This window comes from Streptomyces angustmyceticus, assembly GCF_019933235.1.
Classification (GTDB): Bacteria; Actinomycetota; Actinomycetes; order Streptomycetales; family Streptomycetaceae; genus Streptomyces; species Streptomyces angustmyceticus.
The window spans coordinates 7,176,797-7,192,537 of the sequence record NZ_CP082945.1 but is presented as its reverse complement, the minus strand read 5'-3'; the positions used below and the strand labels follow the sequence as shown (position 1 = coordinate 7,192,537).

Sequence of the window (15,741 nt, the reverse complement as noted above, 5' to 3'; positions counted from 1 at the left end):
GATCAGGCTCGATGCTGTAATTACTGAACCGGGCTGGGTTGATGCCATGAACGCATGGAGCGCGGCGGAGAGCGCCGACTTCCGTGGTCCCCTCGACGTCACCAGGGCGGCCACAGCGGTCCTGGACGCCCAGGACCGGATCATCGGGTGGAGTCCGGCCGCCCAGCGGCTCTTCGGGTACCGCGCGGAAGAGATCATCGGGCATCCCGTGGCGACGCTCGTGCCGGCCGGTTCCGCGCAGGACCCGCACGTACCGGAGACCTCGCCGAGCGGCAGCCGGGCGTACACGCTGCGGCACCGTGACGGCCGGATGCTGCGGATGGCCGTGACCACCTGCCCGCTGATCGAGGTGTCCGAGGCCGCCGGTGTGCCGCCGGCCCGGGTCCTGGTGGCGGCCGAGCTGGCCGAGCACCGGATGTGGGAGTCCCGCCAGGCGATGTTGCGCGGTCTGGCCACCCAGTCTCCGGTGGGGCTGGGGATCTACGACACCGAGCTGCGGCTGACCTGGGCGAACAGCGCGTACACCCGGGAGATCGGGCTGCCGGTCGAGGAGTTCCTCGGCGCCCGGGCCGATGAGCTGTACCCGGACGGCGAGTTCATGACCGAGGGGTATCCGCGCACCCTCGAAGCGGTGATGCAGCAGGTCCTCGTCACCGGTGAACCGGTCCTCGATCTGCACTTCGTCGGCCAGAAGCCCGCCGAGCCGGGGGCCGATCATGTGTGGTCCTGCTCCTACTACCGGCTGCAGGACGCCCACGGCCAGGTGCTCGGGGTGTGCGAGGACGCCTTCGACATCAGCGGCCGCTACCAGGCGCAGCGGCGGCTGAACCTGCTGGTGGAGGCGGGCGCCCGGATCGGCACCACGCTCGACATGGCCGTCACCGCGCGGGAGGTCTCCGAGGTCGCGGTGCCGGACTTCGCTTCCATGGTCATCGTCGACCTGGTGCGCTCCGTCCTGGACGGCGGGGAGCCGGAGACCGTCGACGGCGCCCTGCCGCGCCTGGTGCGGGTGGCCACCCGCTCCGCCGATCACACGGCGGACGGCCCGGTGCGCGGCCCGCACCGCGTCGACTACCCGCCCGGCTCGCTGCAGTACCGCAGCCTGTCCTCCGGCGGCATGGTGCGCGAGGAGGGCACCATGGTCGTGCCGCTGCGGGCCGGCGGCGCCCTGCTGGGGCTGGTCACGTTCCTGCGGGCCGGCTCGGCGGTCTTCGACAAGGAAGAGATCGAACTCGCCGACGAGCTGGTCATCCGGACGGCGGTGTGCCTGGACAACGCCCGCCGCTACACCCGGGAGCACACCGCCGCACTGACCCTGCAGCGCCACCTGCTGCCGCAGCATCTGCCCGGCCAGTCCGCCGTCGACCTGGCCTACCGCTATCTGCCGAGCGACGACCGGGCCGGGGTCGGCGGCGACTGGTTCGACGTCATCGGCCTCTCCGGCACCCGGGTCGGCCTGGTCGTCGGGGACGTGGTCGGCCACGGCCTCCAGGCGGCGGCGACCATGGGGCGGCTGCGGACGACCGTCCGCGCCCTCGCCCGGCTGGACCTCTCCCCCGACGAGCTGCTGAGCCGGCTGGACGACCTGGTGGGCCAGACCGCCGAGGAACAGGCCGCCACGGTCGGCGGCCCGGACGCCGGCCCGGACGATGTGGCCACCGGTGTGACCTGCCTCTACGCGGTCTACGACCCGGTGTCGCGGCGGTGCACCATGGCGCGGGCCGGGCATCTGCCGCCGGCCGTCGTCGACACCGAGCGCGGCCTGTACTTCCCTGACCTGCCGGCCGGTCCGCCGCTGGGCCTGGGAGGCCTGCCCTTCGAGTCCCTGGAGATCGAGCTGCCGGTCGGCAGCCTGCTCGCGCTGTTCACGAACGGGCTGGTCGAGAGCCCTGACCGGGACGTGGACGACGGGCTGGCCATCCTGGGCCGGGTGCTGAGCGATCACCGCAGGCCGCTGGACGAGCTGTGCATCCACACCCTGGCGGAGCTGCTGCCGGACGGTCCGGCCGTCGACGACTCGGCCCTGCTGCTGGTGCGCACCCGTGAGCTGGACGCCCGGCAGGTGGCGGCCTGGGAGCTGCCCGCCGAGCCGGCCGCGGCGGGCCGGGCCCGTGAGCTGGCGACCGGCCAGCTGCGGGAGTGGGGCCTGGAGGAGCTGTCCTACGTGACGGAGCTCGTGGTCAGCGAGCTGGTCACCAACGCCGTACGGCATGCGGCGGGGCCACTGCACCTGCGGCTGCTGCGCGACCGGACCCTGCTGACCGAGGTGTCGGACACCGGGCACACCTCGCCCCATCTGCGGCACAGCGCCAGCGACGACGAGGGCGGGCGGGGTCTCTTCATCGTCGCGCAACTGGTGCAGCGGTGGGGCACCCGCTACACGCCGTACGGCAAGACGATCTGGACGGAACAGAGCTTCCCGCCGCACTATCCCGGCGCCCCGCGCCCGGCCGGCCGGCCCGGTGGGGAGGTCTGACACCCGTCGTTCCGGCGCATGGCGTGCGGCTGTTCACAGGCGGTCCCATCATGGATATCAAACGAGGTCCCGGCGACTCGGCGGGCGCGGACAGAGGAGGACCTGTGACGACCAATGGCAGCGACAAGTCGGCCGAGCAGCAGCCGTTCGAGCTGTACACCGGTAGCGAGCGGCCCTACGACCCGGAGGACCTGGTGAAGGCGTCCGGGCGCGAACCCACCCCCGCCACCCTGGAATGGGCCAGGCGCCTGATGGCCGAGGAGGGACCCGGCGCCATCGAGCGCTACCTGCCGTAACGGCCGACGGCCGACGGCCGCGCGCGGGCCGTCGCACGGAGCACGGCCCGCTCGCGCGGCACGGACGTGCCATCGGAGCCTCCACCGGCGCCCTCGCCCCCGCAGCAACCAGCCCTCGCCCCCAGAGGGTTGGGCCACGCCCCTGCCCTCGCCCGTCCGTGCCCCTCCCCCACCGCGCGTCCCGCCAAAACCGCTTGCGGCGGCCCGTCGTGCCCAGGAAGATCCCCTCGACAGCGGGCCCCGGACGCCGCCCTGCCGGCGCCCCGGCACGCACCGCGGCGTCCCGGGGCCCGCCCCTCGCCGCGGAAAGGAACCCACCGTGACCACCGAACGCCCCTCCCCGCCCGTACGCGCGGACGAGCGCGAGACCCTGCGGACCTTCCTGGACTTCCACCGGGCCACGCTCGCCATGAAGACCGAGGGCCTCTCCGACGAGGACCTCAGGCGCCCGGCGAGCCCGCCGTCCACGCTCTCCCTGCTCGGCCTGGTGCGGCACATGGCGGAGGTGGAGCGCACCTGGTTCCGCCGGGTGATCAACGGCGAGGACATCGGGCTCGTCTGGTCGGCCGACGGCGACTTCCAGGCGGCGTACGACGCGACCGCGGCCACCGGTGCGGAGGCGTTCGACGCCTGGCGGACCGAGGTGGCACACGCCCGCCGTATCGAACGCGAGGCGGCATCCCTGGAGGTCACGGGCTACCAGCCCCGTTGGGGCGAACATGTCTCGCTGCGCCTGGTGATGCTGCACCTGATGCATGAGTACGCCCGCCACAACGGCCATGCGGACTTGCTCCGGGAGGCCGTCGACGGCACGGTCGGCGCCTGAGGGGCGCCCTCGGCCGCCGATGACACTCCCTGGCGGGTGTCCCTAGCCGAGTTCCAGGCTGGTGACCGCGAAGGTCCGCTCCTGTTCCGCCGGCGGGACCGGGCCGGTGTACATCCGGATGGTGTGCGACCGCGCGGTCAGGCCGCGGTCCTCGGCCAGGGCGTGGGCGGAGTGCCGCGGCCCGGGGACGTCGAGGAAGACCTCGTCGTCCGGACCGGCGGACGCGGCGAGGGCGTCGAAGAGGGCCTCGGCCGCTTCGGTGGTGTCGGCGAAGAGCGGCCCGATGCGGTGGCCGGTGCTGGCCGGGCGGAGCACGCCGTACCCGGTGAGGGTGCCGTCGCGCACGAAGGCGAGCGCGGTGTGGCCGGGGGCCGTGAGCCAGCGGGTGACGAAGGCGCGGCGGTCGGCGGGGAAGCAGCGCCGGTCGTAGTCGGCGATCGCGTCGAGGTGGGCCGCGGTGACGGGGACGACCCCGGCCGGCGTCGGGGTGCTGGGGCGCGGGGGGCGGCCGCCGTAGCGGACGGTGTCGTGGGCGGGCGCGAACCCGGCGCGCCGGTAGGTCGCTTCCTGGGCGGGGACGGCGTCCAGGCCCACGGTCCGGACGCCGGCGTGCGGGAAGGCGGCGCGCCAGGTGGCGAGTCCGAGGCCCTGGCGGCGGTGGTCGGGGTGGACGAGGTAGTAGCCGAGGAACGCGTAGGCGTCCGAGTAGTTGACGATCGAGACCGCGGAGACCAGATGTCCGTCGCGGCGTCCGAGGAAGAAGCCTCCGGGGTCGGTGGGGTGGAAGCAGGCGGTGTCGCCGAGGCCGGGGTTCCACTCCTCGTCGGCGGCCCACTGGGCGACGTGCTGCCACTCCTCCGACGTGGCGGTGGTGACGGCGAGTTCGCCGGCGGCGGGCCGGTGGTCGGGGGCGTTGCCGATGGGAGGCATGCCGGATGTACGTCCCTTCTGGTGGGGGCAGGGGGCGGGCGTGCGCTAGATCAGGTCCATCGCGGCGACCTCATCGGGGCGGCCGTAGCTGACCGGTCCCTGGAAGCGCCGGCGGGCGGTGGCGAACCACCAGATGGTGGCGATGACCAGGACCACCGCCAGCGCGATGGGCGCGTAGTTGAACGAGGCGGGGGTGATGGGGGACGCCTGGGGCAGCATGAACAGCACGTTGCTGATCAGGATCCAGGCCACGGCGATCGCCGCGACGGGCTTGCCGTAGCGGCCGAGGTTCCACGGTCCGGCCTGGAAGTCGTCGAGCCGCAGTCGCAGGAAGATGGGCACGGCGTAGGCGAGGAACAGGCCGACGACGTTGACGCTCACCACGGCCGTGAAGGCGGTGTGGGACCACCAGCCGGGCAGCACCAGCACCAGGGGGCAGGCCGCGGCGAGCCAGACGGCCTTGACGGGGGTCCGGGTGCGTGCGGACACCGAATGCCACCATTGGGAACCGGGCATCGCACCGTCCCGGGAGAAGGCGAAGATCTGCCGGGTATTGCTGGTCATGTTGGCCAGACCGCAGAAGAGCATCGCGCCGATAACGATCAACAGCAGGAACTTCGCGGTGCTTTGGCCGAGTGCGTCGACGAGAATCTGCACCGGCGGTGCCTCGGCGCTCGCGGCGTGGCCGTAGTCGCGGATCGCGTACACCAGCGCCAGCATGAGGATCAGTCCGGTGATCGCGGAGTAAGTGATCGCCCGCATGATGCCGCGGGGGGCGTTGACGGTGGCCTTCACCGTTTCTTCAGACATGTGGAAACTGCCGTCGAAGCCCGTGAAGGTCCAACTGGTGACGAGGAGTCCCAGCATTCCGCCGTAAAGGGCGTGGGTGAAGCCGGTGTTGTTGACGAAGTGCATTGCGAACGACGGCGGTTGGTGATGAGCGGGGACCAGGGCCAGCGCGCCGACGATCACCACCATGCCGATCAGCAGCCACCACACGGAAATGCGGTTCACCACGGCGACCAGCCGCACCGTGTACGTGTTGGCCAGCGCCTGCACGAGGAGAATGGCCGCGGTGATCCCGACCGTCTGCTGCGCCGTCGGCTCGTAGGACGGCCACTGCATGGCGATGAACGCCTGGATGAAGGTGGCGGCGGCGAAGTTGGTGGCGGCGGTCCCGCCGACCTGGCCCACGAAGTTCAGCCAGCCCGTGTACCAGGACCAGGCGCCCTGGTGCCGCTTGGCCAGCTTGCCGGCCGAGAAGTAGAGCGCGCCGCTGGTCGGGTAGGCGGAGGCGATCTCGCCCATCGCGGCGCCGACGAAGAGCACCATGATCGACACGCCGACCCAGCCGAAGACCAGGATCCGCGGGCCGCCGGCGTTCATGCCGAAGCCGAAGGAGGAGAAGATCCCGGAGATGATGTTGATGATGGTGAAAGAAATGGCGAAATTGTCGAACGCGCGGAATCTGCGAGTGAGTTTCCGCGGGTAGCCCATGGCATGGAGCGTGGCGTCGTCGTCGAGTGTTCCGGGGTCTGCCGGGTGGGGGTTTTTCGAGCGAGCTGGAGACGTACGCTCGGACACAACCGCAACCTTTCTGGGGGGAAACCGGGGGAAGGACGGACCAGGTCGAATTGATCGAACGGGCGGAGAAGGACGGGCGGGTCTTTACGGTGGCGAATGCGGCGCGACGATACTTCCTGCGGAATCGGTCACCGTTGCGAAGTCAGCCGCCATAGGGCACGGGAAGTCCGCAGGAACGTCGCGCTCTGGTCAATTGCTCCTCGGGATCGCCGAATGCGCTCCAGGGCATGCGCGAGGCATACGGCCCCATGGCCGTGAAGACCTCCCGCGCCTCGAATTCACGTTTCGCCATGAACAGCGCATGGGCGAGATACGCCAGATCCAGCACCGGCGTGAACCGGTATCCGGCCACCCGCGGAAGCCAGTTCCGGTAAATGCCCATCGCGGTGGTGACCCACTGGGGCTGCTCCCAGGTGTGGTCGGCGAGCAGTTCGGCCGGGTTGTAGTCCTCGACGAGGGCCACCAGCGGCAGCAGCCGCAGCGGCGAGACGGCGGGGGCCCGCTGGCTCAGAAACGCGGCAACGTCCCAGCTCGCGCTGGACGAGCCGCCGTAGCGGGTGAAGAAGAAGGACAGGAAGCGGTGGTGCGCCTCGCGGTGCCAGGGGTCCAGCCGGAGGATGTGGGCGAAGAGGTACCAGGGCCCGGCCGGCGCGGTCAGCAACCCCTGCGGCGCCGGGTCCTGCGGGCGGTCCAGGCGCGTCAGCGCCAGTTGCGCCACCCAGGGCGTGGGGTCTCCGGGGAGCAGCTTCGCCGCCCGCTCGCACGCCGACTGCGCTATCCGCGCCAGGGCGCCCTGCCGCCGGTCACCGGCATCGGCCATGCGCAGGGCCCGGAGCATCGCCACCCGGGCCCACAGCAGCGCCGCCTCCGGCCCCGGCTCCTCGTCCAGCCAGCGCTCGGCCAGGTCCGAGTCGGCCGCCACGGAGGCCAGCACCAGCGACCGGTGGGCGCGCACCTCGAAATCCTCCCGGACCTCCCGCAGAACTTCGTGCGCGCCCAGATACCGTCCGGCCCGTACGTCCATACACGCGCGCGCCAGCGCCCGGTCATCGGCAGCCGGACTCCACACGTACTGCCCCTCGAATGAGCCGGCCGCCATGGTCCCCTCCCGGTCACGAAGGCATCATCCCCCACACCACATTCCAGCCGAGCCGAATTCAGCCGGGCCGCTGCCACCGGTCAAGTGACAGCGGGCACACCCTACTCACCCTCAACTCATTGCGAAAACAAGTCGCCTGGAATATCTGGTTCCGCACCTTTTAGTCTCGATGAAATTGAAAAAGAAACAACTTCTCGCACACCCCCTCCCACACCTCTCCACATTGCGATCCCGTTCCACTCCGCGCATTTATTTGGCATATTCACCCGTCCACGAGCCCTTCACAACCGGACATCATCCCCGATTACTCCTCCGTATCCATCGTTTCCATGGAGGGAGAGCGGCCCGGCCCCCGAGGTCGCCGCATCTCGCTCGCCCCGGCCCGGGAAAGACAGGAATCCCACGTCACCCCACCTGCCGAACCGGACCCGCTCACCACCGCTCACCACTTTCGGCCAGTTCAGGGCGCTTTCCGGCCAAGCCCTCCAGGGGCGACTTCGAGGGGTGCGCGACGGGCCGGACGGACACGCGGCGCCGGCCCGCGGAGCCCCGAAGAGGCGTGACCCGCCCCGCGGCGCCGACGCCGTCACCACCGCCGTCCCCGCCGGGCCCTTACCGGGCACCGCCCACGCCCCGAACCGTCAACTTTCAAGGAATTCCTGACGCGCGTGCGAAACGGAACAGCGGGCAGCCGGAGGCAACGGGCCGGTGCGCCGCCCGAGTAGGGACCGCACAATCACGAAGTCGGCTCAAGAGCAACCGAATTAGCGGACGCTACTTTCCGGAACCACGCGATCACATGTAGCGTTCGACTGGACCGGAGGCCGTGACTTCACACCACGTCATGGCTGGGTACAGGCACGGGAGCGCGCGTTCCTGCGGTACGAGCGGAGCGATCGCCCCCGATGGGCGCACCTGCACCACAAGTGCCGGGCCGCCGCCCCGCCTCACCACCGGCCCGCCCACGATCGCTGCACAGCACCACCGCGCATGTGAACGTCGAGCACCGCCATGTCTGTCCGTACACGCCTGCTTTGCAAGAGGAATGGGCCCAGATCATGTTTATGAACCCCTCGACGACCCCGCTTGCGTTGCGTCCGGACGCCGACTTCGTCCGGACGCCGACAGCCGGGTCCGACGAAGGGCCACCCCTGGCGGTCGACCGGCTACCCGACGGAAAGTGGCAATTGACCCTGCACGACCTGGAACCCGTGTCGGTGCACCGGCTGCCGTCCGACGAGGTCCACATCATCCTGGCGCCGCCGGGCGAGGAGCCGCCCCCTCACGGCGAGCCACCGGCGGGCCAGGCCCGGCCGGAGCCGATCCGTATCGACACCGCGGCCCGGACGGTCTTCATCGCGGGACGCCAACGCGACCTGCCACGACTGGAATTCGATCTCCTCGCCCATCTCGTGCTGCATCCCCGGCGCGCCTTCACCCGTGAGCAGCTGATGGCCGCGGTCTGGCCCAACTGCCAGTCGAGCACCCGCACGGTCGACGTCCACATCGCCCGGCTGCGGCGGCGTCTGGGGCCCGGCCTGCGCGACACCATCAGCACGGTCTTCGGCATCGGCTACAAGTACCTGCCGGCCGCACCGGGCGACGGCCGAGGCTGAGGCACCGCCGGCGGCACCGCTCGGCCGCGGGGGGGGGCGCCTGTCGGTGGCCGGGCCCCGGCCGTGCTCCTGCGGACCGCGCCCCCCGCCGTCCATCCGCCGGTCCGGCGGGCACGCACCCGGCCGGGTCCGGTCACCTCAGGCCCCGGCGGCCGGGGTGTTCAGGTGCGCGGGGGTGCCGGGCCCGGGTTCCTTGCGCACGAAGGCGCGGCGCAGGGCGTGGTAGGGCTCGTCCGGGTCGAAGAAGGTGCGGTGCATCCGGGCCAGTTCCTCCTCCCGGTAGGCGGCGAGCGGCCGCTGTGCCTCGTCGCGCTCCCGGGCGGCCTTCTTCGTGGCGATACGGGCCTGGGTCGCGGCCGCCGACGCCAGCCTCCGGGCGAGGTGGGCGGTCCGTGCGGTGAAGTCCTGCGCGGTGCTGTCGATGATGCGGTCGACCAGGCCGAGCCGCGCTCCGGCCGCCGCGGTCATCGGCAGGGCGCGGGCCATCAGCCGCCCGGCCGCCTCGTGGCCCGCCCGGCGGGGCAGCGTATAGGTCCAGTACTCCGAGCCGTAGAGCCCCATCAGCCGGTAGTGGGGGTTGAGCACCACGGCCGAGCGGCACCACACCTCGTCGGCGGCGAGGGCCAGCATCGCCCCGCCCGCCGCCGCGTTGCCGCCGAGCGCGGCGACCACCAGCCGGTCGGTGGTGGTCAGGACGGCGTGCACCAGGTCGTCCATGGCCTGGATGTTGGCCCAGGACTCCTCGGCGGGGTCGGCGGCGGCCTCGATGACGTGGAGATGGATGCCGTTGGAGAAGAAGTCCCGGCGGCCGCCGAGCACCAGCACGGAGGTCGGGCGGGAGCAGGCGTGGCGGTAGGCGGCGAGCAGGCGTCGGCAGTGGTCGGTGCTCATCGCGCCGCCGGGGAAGGAGAATTCCAGGAAGCCGGCCGGGCCGTCCTCGCGGTAGCGGATGTCGCTCCAGGTACGGGGGCCGCCGCCGGGGTCCAGCGGGGCGGGCACCTCCGGGAGCCGCGGCAGACGCGCGCCGAGCGCCAGCGTGGCGGGCAGTTTGGGGGAAGCGGGCTCCCCGGGGGCACGGGGCGCCCGTAGTTCCGGAATCCATACCGCCCCGTCGGCCGTCGCCCGGCAGATCGCGCCGCACCGGGTGGCGAGCAGCTCGCCCGGCCTGCCGGTCAGGGTGTCCTCGGGGTGGCCGCCGTGCAAGTACCAGGTGACGCCGAGGAGTTCATCGCGTACGCCGGGCCGGGAGTCGGCGGCGCGCAGCTTGCGCACGACGGTGTCGGTGGGGTCGGCGTGCCAGTCGATCCGGCGCAGGTCCTGGCGGAAGGGCGGCCGGGGGCGGCCGGGCCGTGCGGCGGCGGGCAGGGTGGCCTGCGGCCGCGGCCGGTGGGTGCCGGACGCGACGCGGGCCACGGCCGTCAGCACCGCCTCGATCGCGCCGTCGGCGATCTCGTTGCGGTACAGGTCGCTCTTGCCCACGGCGGGGACGGGGAAGTCGGCGGCGGCCCAGATGTCGCCGGCGTCCATCTCGTCGTTGGCCTGCAGGACCGTGACGCCCCACCGGTCGGCGCCCAGGTGCACCGCCCAGTCCACCGAGGAGGGGCCCCGGTCGCCGACGGGGCCGGGGTGCACGATCAGGCAGGGGCAGGCCGACCACACCTCGCGGGGCACGGCCGTCGTGAGCATCGGCGCCACGATCAGGTCGGGGGCGTGGCGGCGCACCACGTCGAGGAGGGGCGTGTCGCGCGTCACCAGCTCCACGCCCAGGTGGTGCCCCCGCTCGCCGAGTTCCGCGTAGACGCGCTGCGTCAGGCTGTTGAACGCGCCGGCGATGAGCAGAATGCGCACTGCGGACTCCCCTGGGGCCGGAACCGGTCGGCGGATGATCGGTCGTGATCGTTCCCCACGGGCGGCGGTCCGGCGCCGGAGCCGCGCCCGGGGTCACCCGATCGACGGCCGCCGGGCGGCCCAACGTCCGCCCCACAGGTCGTCTGACTGGCCGTCAATTGGTTCCGGCGGTAGATCATCTTGACGAAATCCCGCCAAAGTTGGCGCGCCCCGCACGCATCCGCCGTCGATGACATTGCCTTTAATTGACATTCACTTGGTCATACTTTTACCTTCGGTGCAGCGGCATCAGCGCAGGTCAGCGCCGTATGCCCGGTTCGTCTTCCGCATTCACACCGGAGGTTCCCATGGAGCAGCTCATCAAGAAGATGGCCCAGGACCAGGTCTGGCAGAACTGGCTGGCCGCCAACTCCGCACAGCAGGCGGCGAAGAACGGCTGCATCAGCGCGGCACCGAAGGCGGGCTGCATCAGCGCCGCGCCGAAGGCCGGCTGTATCTCCTGACCCTCACGCCCTCAGGGGCCCTCGGCGGGCCGGCGATCACCGGGAACGGGCCACCACCCTCCGTTCCCGGGCCGCCGGCCCGCCGCGGTCACCGGCCGCTCCGGGCACCGCACCCCGAATTCCCGTGCGGGGCACCTCCTTCGACCAAGGACGAGGAATCCATGGATGGTCAGCCGACCGCCGAGGTCATCGAGCAGATACGCGACATTCCGATCTACCGTGAGTCGCTCGCGAAGGGCCATTTCCCCCTGCTCGACAAGCCGGAGATCGCGCGCGGCTTCCCGGACAACTGGATGACGCCCCGGCTGGCCGCGGCGCTGGAGGCCGGCGAGGCGGAATTCGTCCTCTCCACCGGCACCCACCACGCCCGGATGCAGATCATCCGGCCCCCGTACTTCCTGCTGCACTCGTACTACCGGCTGTGGAGCGAGCACCCCGACATCGCCGACACCTGGGAATCGGGCTGCCGCCGGGTCTCGCTGACCACGGTCCTGGCGACGGAACACGTGGCGCGGGTCAACGCCGCACGGCGCGGCACCCCGCCGGAGCCGGTGCCCTCCCCCGCCGACCGGCGGCTCGACGACCGCACCCGCTATCTCAATCTGCGGCTCGACCCGGCGCGGTGGGAACGCGACGAGGTGGTGCGGATGCTCCAGGAGATCCGGGACGCCGCGCGAGCGCATCCGCGCGGCTGGTACCACCTCGACTGCTCCGGCTACCACCTGGCACATCTGCTGCGGAAGGTCGCCGAATTCGGGCTGTGGGACGACTTCCCGCCGCCCGCCAGCATCATCCACGCCTACGAGTACACCCCGGTGAACGTCCGGCGCTTCCTGCACCAGCACTTCGCCTGCCCGGTCATCGACCTGTTCGGCAGCACCGAGCTGGGCTACCTCTACTTCAGCGACCGCCGCGGCACCTACCGGCCGCACCTGGACAAGATGAGCGTCGAGCTCCACCCGGTGGCCGACGGCAGCACGATCTACCAGCTCATCGTCACCAGCGTGCGCAATCCCTTCATGCCGCTGGTCCGCTACCGCTCGGGCGACTGCGTACGCACCCTGGACGGCACGCCGGACCCGGGGAAGATCTCCCAGTTCTGCGGGCGGGAAAAGGAGTTGCTCGGCACGCCGCACGGCCCCGTCGCACAGGGCGACCTCGACCGGTGCATCGGCGAGGCGTCCCCGCACGTCTTCGTGTACCAGCTGCGGCTGACCGGCGAGGAGACGGCACGGCTGGAGTACACGACGTTCGGCGGCACACCCGTCGAGCCCGAGCAGGCCGAGGTGCTGGCCGACAGCGTCAGCGCCCTGACCGGGCGGCGCTGCCGGCTCGACCACCGTGCCCACCTCCCCATCGGGAGGTCGGGAAAGTACGCCTGGCTCACGACCGGCCGCTGAACCGGCCGGACGCCCGCCCCGACCACCTCCCCACCCGGACAGGAGAAGCATGACCACCGCAGCGCGGATATCTCCCGAAGACCTCGAAGACCTGCTCGGTGCGGCGCTGTACACCGAGGTGGTCACGCACTTCGACGGCAAGAGCGCCGCGCCGCGGGAGTTCGTGGCGCGCCAGGTCACCGAGTGCCTGCGCTACCTCTACCTCGTCTCCCGGTACCGCGACCGGCTCAGCGGCCTCTTCCTGCCCGTCGAGCAGGACATCGACGAAATCTGGCACTACCTCATCCTGCAGACCCGCGAATACCGTGCGCTGTGCGAGGAACGGCTGCCCGGACACTTCTTCATCGAGCACCGCAGCATCGCCTACGAGGACTACCAGCAGGAACCGGGCCGCGAGCAGGCGCTCGAAGAGGCGCTGCGCTGGATCCCGTTGTACTGCCGGGAGTTCGGCCCGTACGACGAGGGCGCGCTGCCGCACTGGACCATGGTGCGTTTCCTCCATGAGCAGATGGGACTGTCGCTCGCGGCCATCGCGGCGCTGGAACCCATGCCGACGTAGCACAGGTCCGAACGGAGAATGATGAGCGCACCCCACGCCGCCCCCGCCGACCGCGCGATACCCGAACAGCGGCGGATCCTGGCCGTCCTGGTCTTCGCCCAGATCCTCAGCGGAGCGGGCCTCGCCGCGGGAATCACCGTCGGCGCGCTGCTCGCCGAGGAGATGCTCGGCTCGACCGGCCTGGCGGGCGTGCCCAGCGCGCTGTTCACCGCCGGGGCCGCGCTCGGCGCCGTCGGCATCGGCCAGCTCTGCCGGCGCCACGGCCGGCGTCCCGGCCTGGCGCTCGGGTACGCCGTCGGGGCGCTCGGCAGCCTGGGGGTCGTGGTGGCGGCCGCCCTGGGCAGTGCGCTGCTGCTGTTCACGTCCCTGGTGGTCTACGGAGCCGGGACCGCGACGAACCTGATGGCACGGTACGCGGGTGCGGACCTGGCCTCGCCGGCGCGGCGCGGACGGGCCGTGAGCACCGTGCTGTTCGCCACCACCCTCGGCGCGGTGATCGGCCCCAACCTGGTGACGCTGACCGGGCAGGTCGCACACTCCTGGGGCATCCCCCGTCTGGCCGGTCCTTTCCTGCTCGCGGTCGCCGCGTTCGGGGCGGCCGCGGTGGCCCTGGCCTGCCTGCTGCGGCCCGATCCGCTGCGGCTGGCCGAGAAACTGGCCGCCGCGCGGGCCGACACGGCGGCCGGGCGCCCCGCGGACGGGGCCGAAGTCCTGCCGGCCGACCGGGCGGACCGGCGCGGGGTGGCCACCGGCACCCTGGTCATGGTCCTCACCCAGTTCGTGATGATCGCGGTCATGACGATGACGCCGGTGCACATGCGGGCGCACGGCCACGGCACGCAGGCGGCCGGACTCGTCATCGCCCTCCACGTCGGGGCGATGTTCCTGCCCTCCCCGCTCACCGGTCTGCTGGTCGACCGGATCGGCCGGCGGTGGATCGCCGGCGCGTCCGGTCCGTTGCTGCTGGCCGCCGGGGTGGTCGCCGCCACGTCGCCGGACTCCGTTCCCGCGCTCGCCGCGGCCCTGGTCCTGCTCGGCCTCGGCTGGAACTTCGGCCTGGTCAGCGGCACCGCGCTGGTCACCGACGCGCTGCCGCCCGCCGGCCGGGCCTCGGCGCAGGGGCTGGTGGACGTCGGCATCGCCCTCGCGGGTGCCGCGGGCGGCATGTCCTCGGGACTCGTCGTCGTCCTCGGCGGCTACCCGACGCTGGCGCTGGCCGGCGGCATCCTCGCGCTGGCGGTCGTCCCCGTCGTCCTGTGGGCGGCCCGCCGGCCGTCGCACCCCGTCCCGGCGCCCGCGGTCGCCGCCACGACACCGGAACAGACATGAACACGCCTTCGCCGGAAGCATGTTCCCGGCGCCGTTTCCAGGAATTGCTGAAACTTGGCGTCATTTCTCGTTATCCCGCCCGAAACCTGGATGCTGCACTGTGAGGGCAGGGTGGAACCGTGTGGACGAGCCACGGGGGGCGATGATGCGGAGGGACACCTCGGCCACGGGAATATCCGTGCCGCGCCTGTGCCGCATGTCGGCGACCGCCCTGCTGGTGGTCCTCGCCTTCCTGCTGAGCGGGGCGGCGTCGGCGCCCGGTGCGGCGAGGGCCGCGTTCACCGCCCCGTCCGCCGCGAAGTCCGCGAGCGCCGCGCCGTCCGCCAAGTGCGGCGGTGACGGCAACGAGGAGAAGACCAAGCGCGAGGCCGAGCGCGGCCAGCCGCGGCGCACCGCCCGGACCTCCGTCGGCGTTCCCCAGCACACCGGCCGGCCGCTGCCGCCGTTCAGCGCCGGCGCCGTGTCGCCCGCCGCCGCCCCGGCCGCCGGGAAGCCGGCGGCCGGCAGCTCCACCAAGGCCGCGTCGAGACCGGCCGCCCTCTCCGTCCTGCACTGCGTCTTCCGCTGCTGAGAGCGGTGTGGTGGCTCGCACCACCCCCGCACGACGCACGTTTCCGCCACCACCCCCACAGTGGCACCACTCGACAACGGGAGACCTCCTCGTGGAGACCTTCATTCAGCATGCCCGGGGCCTGATGGCCCGTATCGCCGACCGCGGGGACGAGCAGGAGACCTACGGCCGGCTCGCGGCCGGCCAGTCCCCCCTCGCCCTGTTCATCACCTGCTCCGACTCGCGGGTCGTCCCCTCCCTGATCACCGGTGCCCGGCCCGGCGAACTCTTCGAACTCCGCACCGCCGGCAACGCCGTGCCCGTCTACCGCGAGGACATGACGGCCTGCGCGGAGGCGGCCACCATCGAGTACGCGATGCGCGTCCTGGGCGTGGCCGACATCGTGGTGTGCGGTCATTCGCACTGCGGCGCGGTCGGTGCCAAGGCGCGTGGCGAGGACCTGACCGGCGCCCCCGCCGTGCGCGACTGGCTTGCGCAGCAGCTCTCCGACCAGCTGCCCAAGGACGAGGAGCCGACGGTCGCCGCCGCGGTCCAGCACCATGTCCGCGAACAGCTCGACCGGCTGCGGGGCTACCCCTGCGTCCAGGAGCGGCTGGACGCCGGCGAGGTGAACCTGCACGGCTGGTTCTACGAGGTGCACACCGGCCTGGTGGCCGCGCACCACCCGGCCACCGACCTGTTCCTCCCGCTGTGAAGGCGGGTGG

General features: G+C 71.9%; 14 protein-coding genes. 10 read left to right on the top strand and 4 right to left on the bottom strand.

The features are described from left to right. The first annotated feature begins 46 nt into the window (after positions 1-46). The 3 genes from K7396_RS32145 to K7396_RS32135 all read left to right on the top strand — a co-directional run bounded on the left by K7396_RS32145 (position 47) and on the right by K7396_RS32135 (position 3,598). Complete coding sequence (locus tag K7396_RS32145) at positions 47-2,476, top strand: SpoIIE family protein phosphatase (RefSeq protein ID WP_152104510.1); 2,430 nt, start codon at positions 47-49, stop codon at positions 2,474-2,476. 104 nt (positions 2,477-2,580) lie between these two features. Continuing rightward, positions 2,581-2,772: a hypothetical protein gene (locus K7396_RS32140; RefSeq protein WP_152104511.1), complete on the top strand. Its 192-nt coding sequence runs from the start codon at positions 2,581-2,583 to the stop codon at positions 2,770-2,772. 319 nt (positions 2,773-3,091) lie between these two features. After that, on the top strand, positions 3,092-3,598 hold the full coding sequence (locus K7396_RS32135; RefSeq protein WP_086716665.1) for a DinB family protein: 507 nt from the start codon (positions 3,092-3,094) through the stop codon (positions 3,596-3,598). Positions 3,599-3,640: 42 nt separating this feature from the next. Here the strand turns inward: K7396_RS32135 and K7396_RS32130 are convergent, their stop codons facing one another. From K7396_RS32130 to K7396_RS32120, 3 genes are all read right to left on the bottom strand, one after another. Further along, positions 3,641-4,528, bottom strand: coding sequence for a GNAT family N-acetyltransferase (locus K7396_RS32130; protein ID WP_086716666.1), 888 nt, complete (start codon positions 4,526-4,528; stop codon positions 3,641-3,643). Between the two features lie 45 nt (positions 4,529-4,573). Beyond that, positions 4,574-6,025 carry an amino acid permease gene (locus K7396_RS32125; RefSeq protein WP_086716667.1) on the bottom strand — a complete coding sequence of 484 codons (1,452 nt, stop codon included), beginning with the start codon at positions 6,023-6,025 and terminating at the stop codon, positions 4,574-4,576. A gap of 229 nt (positions 6,026-6,254) precedes the next feature. Then, positions 6,255-7,211, bottom strand: coding sequence for a hypothetical protein (locus K7396_RS32120; RefSeq protein WP_174886898.1), 957 nt, complete (start codon positions 7,209-7,211; stop codon positions 6,255-6,257). Between the two features lie 992 nt (positions 7,212-8,203). Here K7396_RS32120 and K7396_RS32115 point away from each other — a divergent pair. Next, positions 8,204-8,827, top strand: a complete 624-nt coding sequence (locus tag K7396_RS32115) for a winged helix-turn-helix domain-containing protein (protein ID WP_223660266.1) — start codon at positions 8,204-8,206, stop codon at positions 8,825-8,827. Positions 8,828-8,965: 138 nt separating this feature from the next. Here the strand turns inward: K7396_RS32115 and K7396_RS32110 are convergent, their stop codons facing one another. After that, positions 8,966-10,675, bottom strand: coding sequence for a hydrogenase maturation protein (locus K7396_RS32110; RefSeq protein ID WP_086716669.1), 1,710 nt, complete (start codon positions 10,673-10,675; stop codon positions 8,966-8,968). 347 nt (positions 10,676-11,022) lie between these two features. Between K7396_RS32110 and K7396_RS32105 the strand changes: the two genes are divergently transcribed. From K7396_RS32105 to K7396_RS32080, 6 genes are all read left to right on the top strand, one after another. After that, a complete protein-coding gene (locus K7396_RS32105) occupies positions 11,023-11,178 on the top strand; it encodes a hypothetical protein (protein ID WP_167392723.1) in 156 nt (51 codons plus the stop codon). A 161-nt stretch (positions 11,179-11,339) separates the two neighbouring features. Continuing rightward, entirely contained in the window at positions 11,340-12,578 is a 1,239-nt protein-coding gene (locus tag K7396_RS32100; protein ID WP_086716670.1) for a phenylacetate--CoA ligase family protein, read from the top strand. A 49-nt stretch (positions 12,579-12,627) separates the two neighbouring features. Next, positions 12,628-13,137, top strand: a complete 510-nt coding sequence (locus K7396_RS32095) for a glycine-rich domain-containing protein (RefSeq protein WP_086716671.1) — start codon at positions 12,628-12,630, stop codon at positions 13,135-13,137. Between the two features lie 21 nt (positions 13,138-13,158). Next, positions 13,159-14,466 (top strand): MFS transporter, encoded by a 1,308-nt coding sequence (locus K7396_RS32090; RefSeq protein ID WP_086716672.1) that lies wholly within the window; start codon positions 13,159-13,161, stop codon positions 14,464-14,466. A gap of 121 nt (positions 14,467-14,587) precedes the next feature. Beyond that, positions 14,588-15,037, top strand: a complete 450-nt coding sequence (locus K7396_RS32085) for a hypothetical protein (RefSeq protein WP_143589055.1) — start codon at positions 14,588-14,590, stop codon at positions 15,035-15,037. A 91-nt stretch (positions 15,038-15,128) separates the two neighbouring features. Continuing rightward, positions 15,129-15,731, top strand: coding sequence for a carbonic anhydrase (locus K7396_RS32080; RefSeq protein WP_086716674.1), 603 nt, complete (start codon positions 15,129-15,131; stop codon positions 15,729-15,731). Positions 15,732-15,741: the final 10 nt, after the last annotated feature.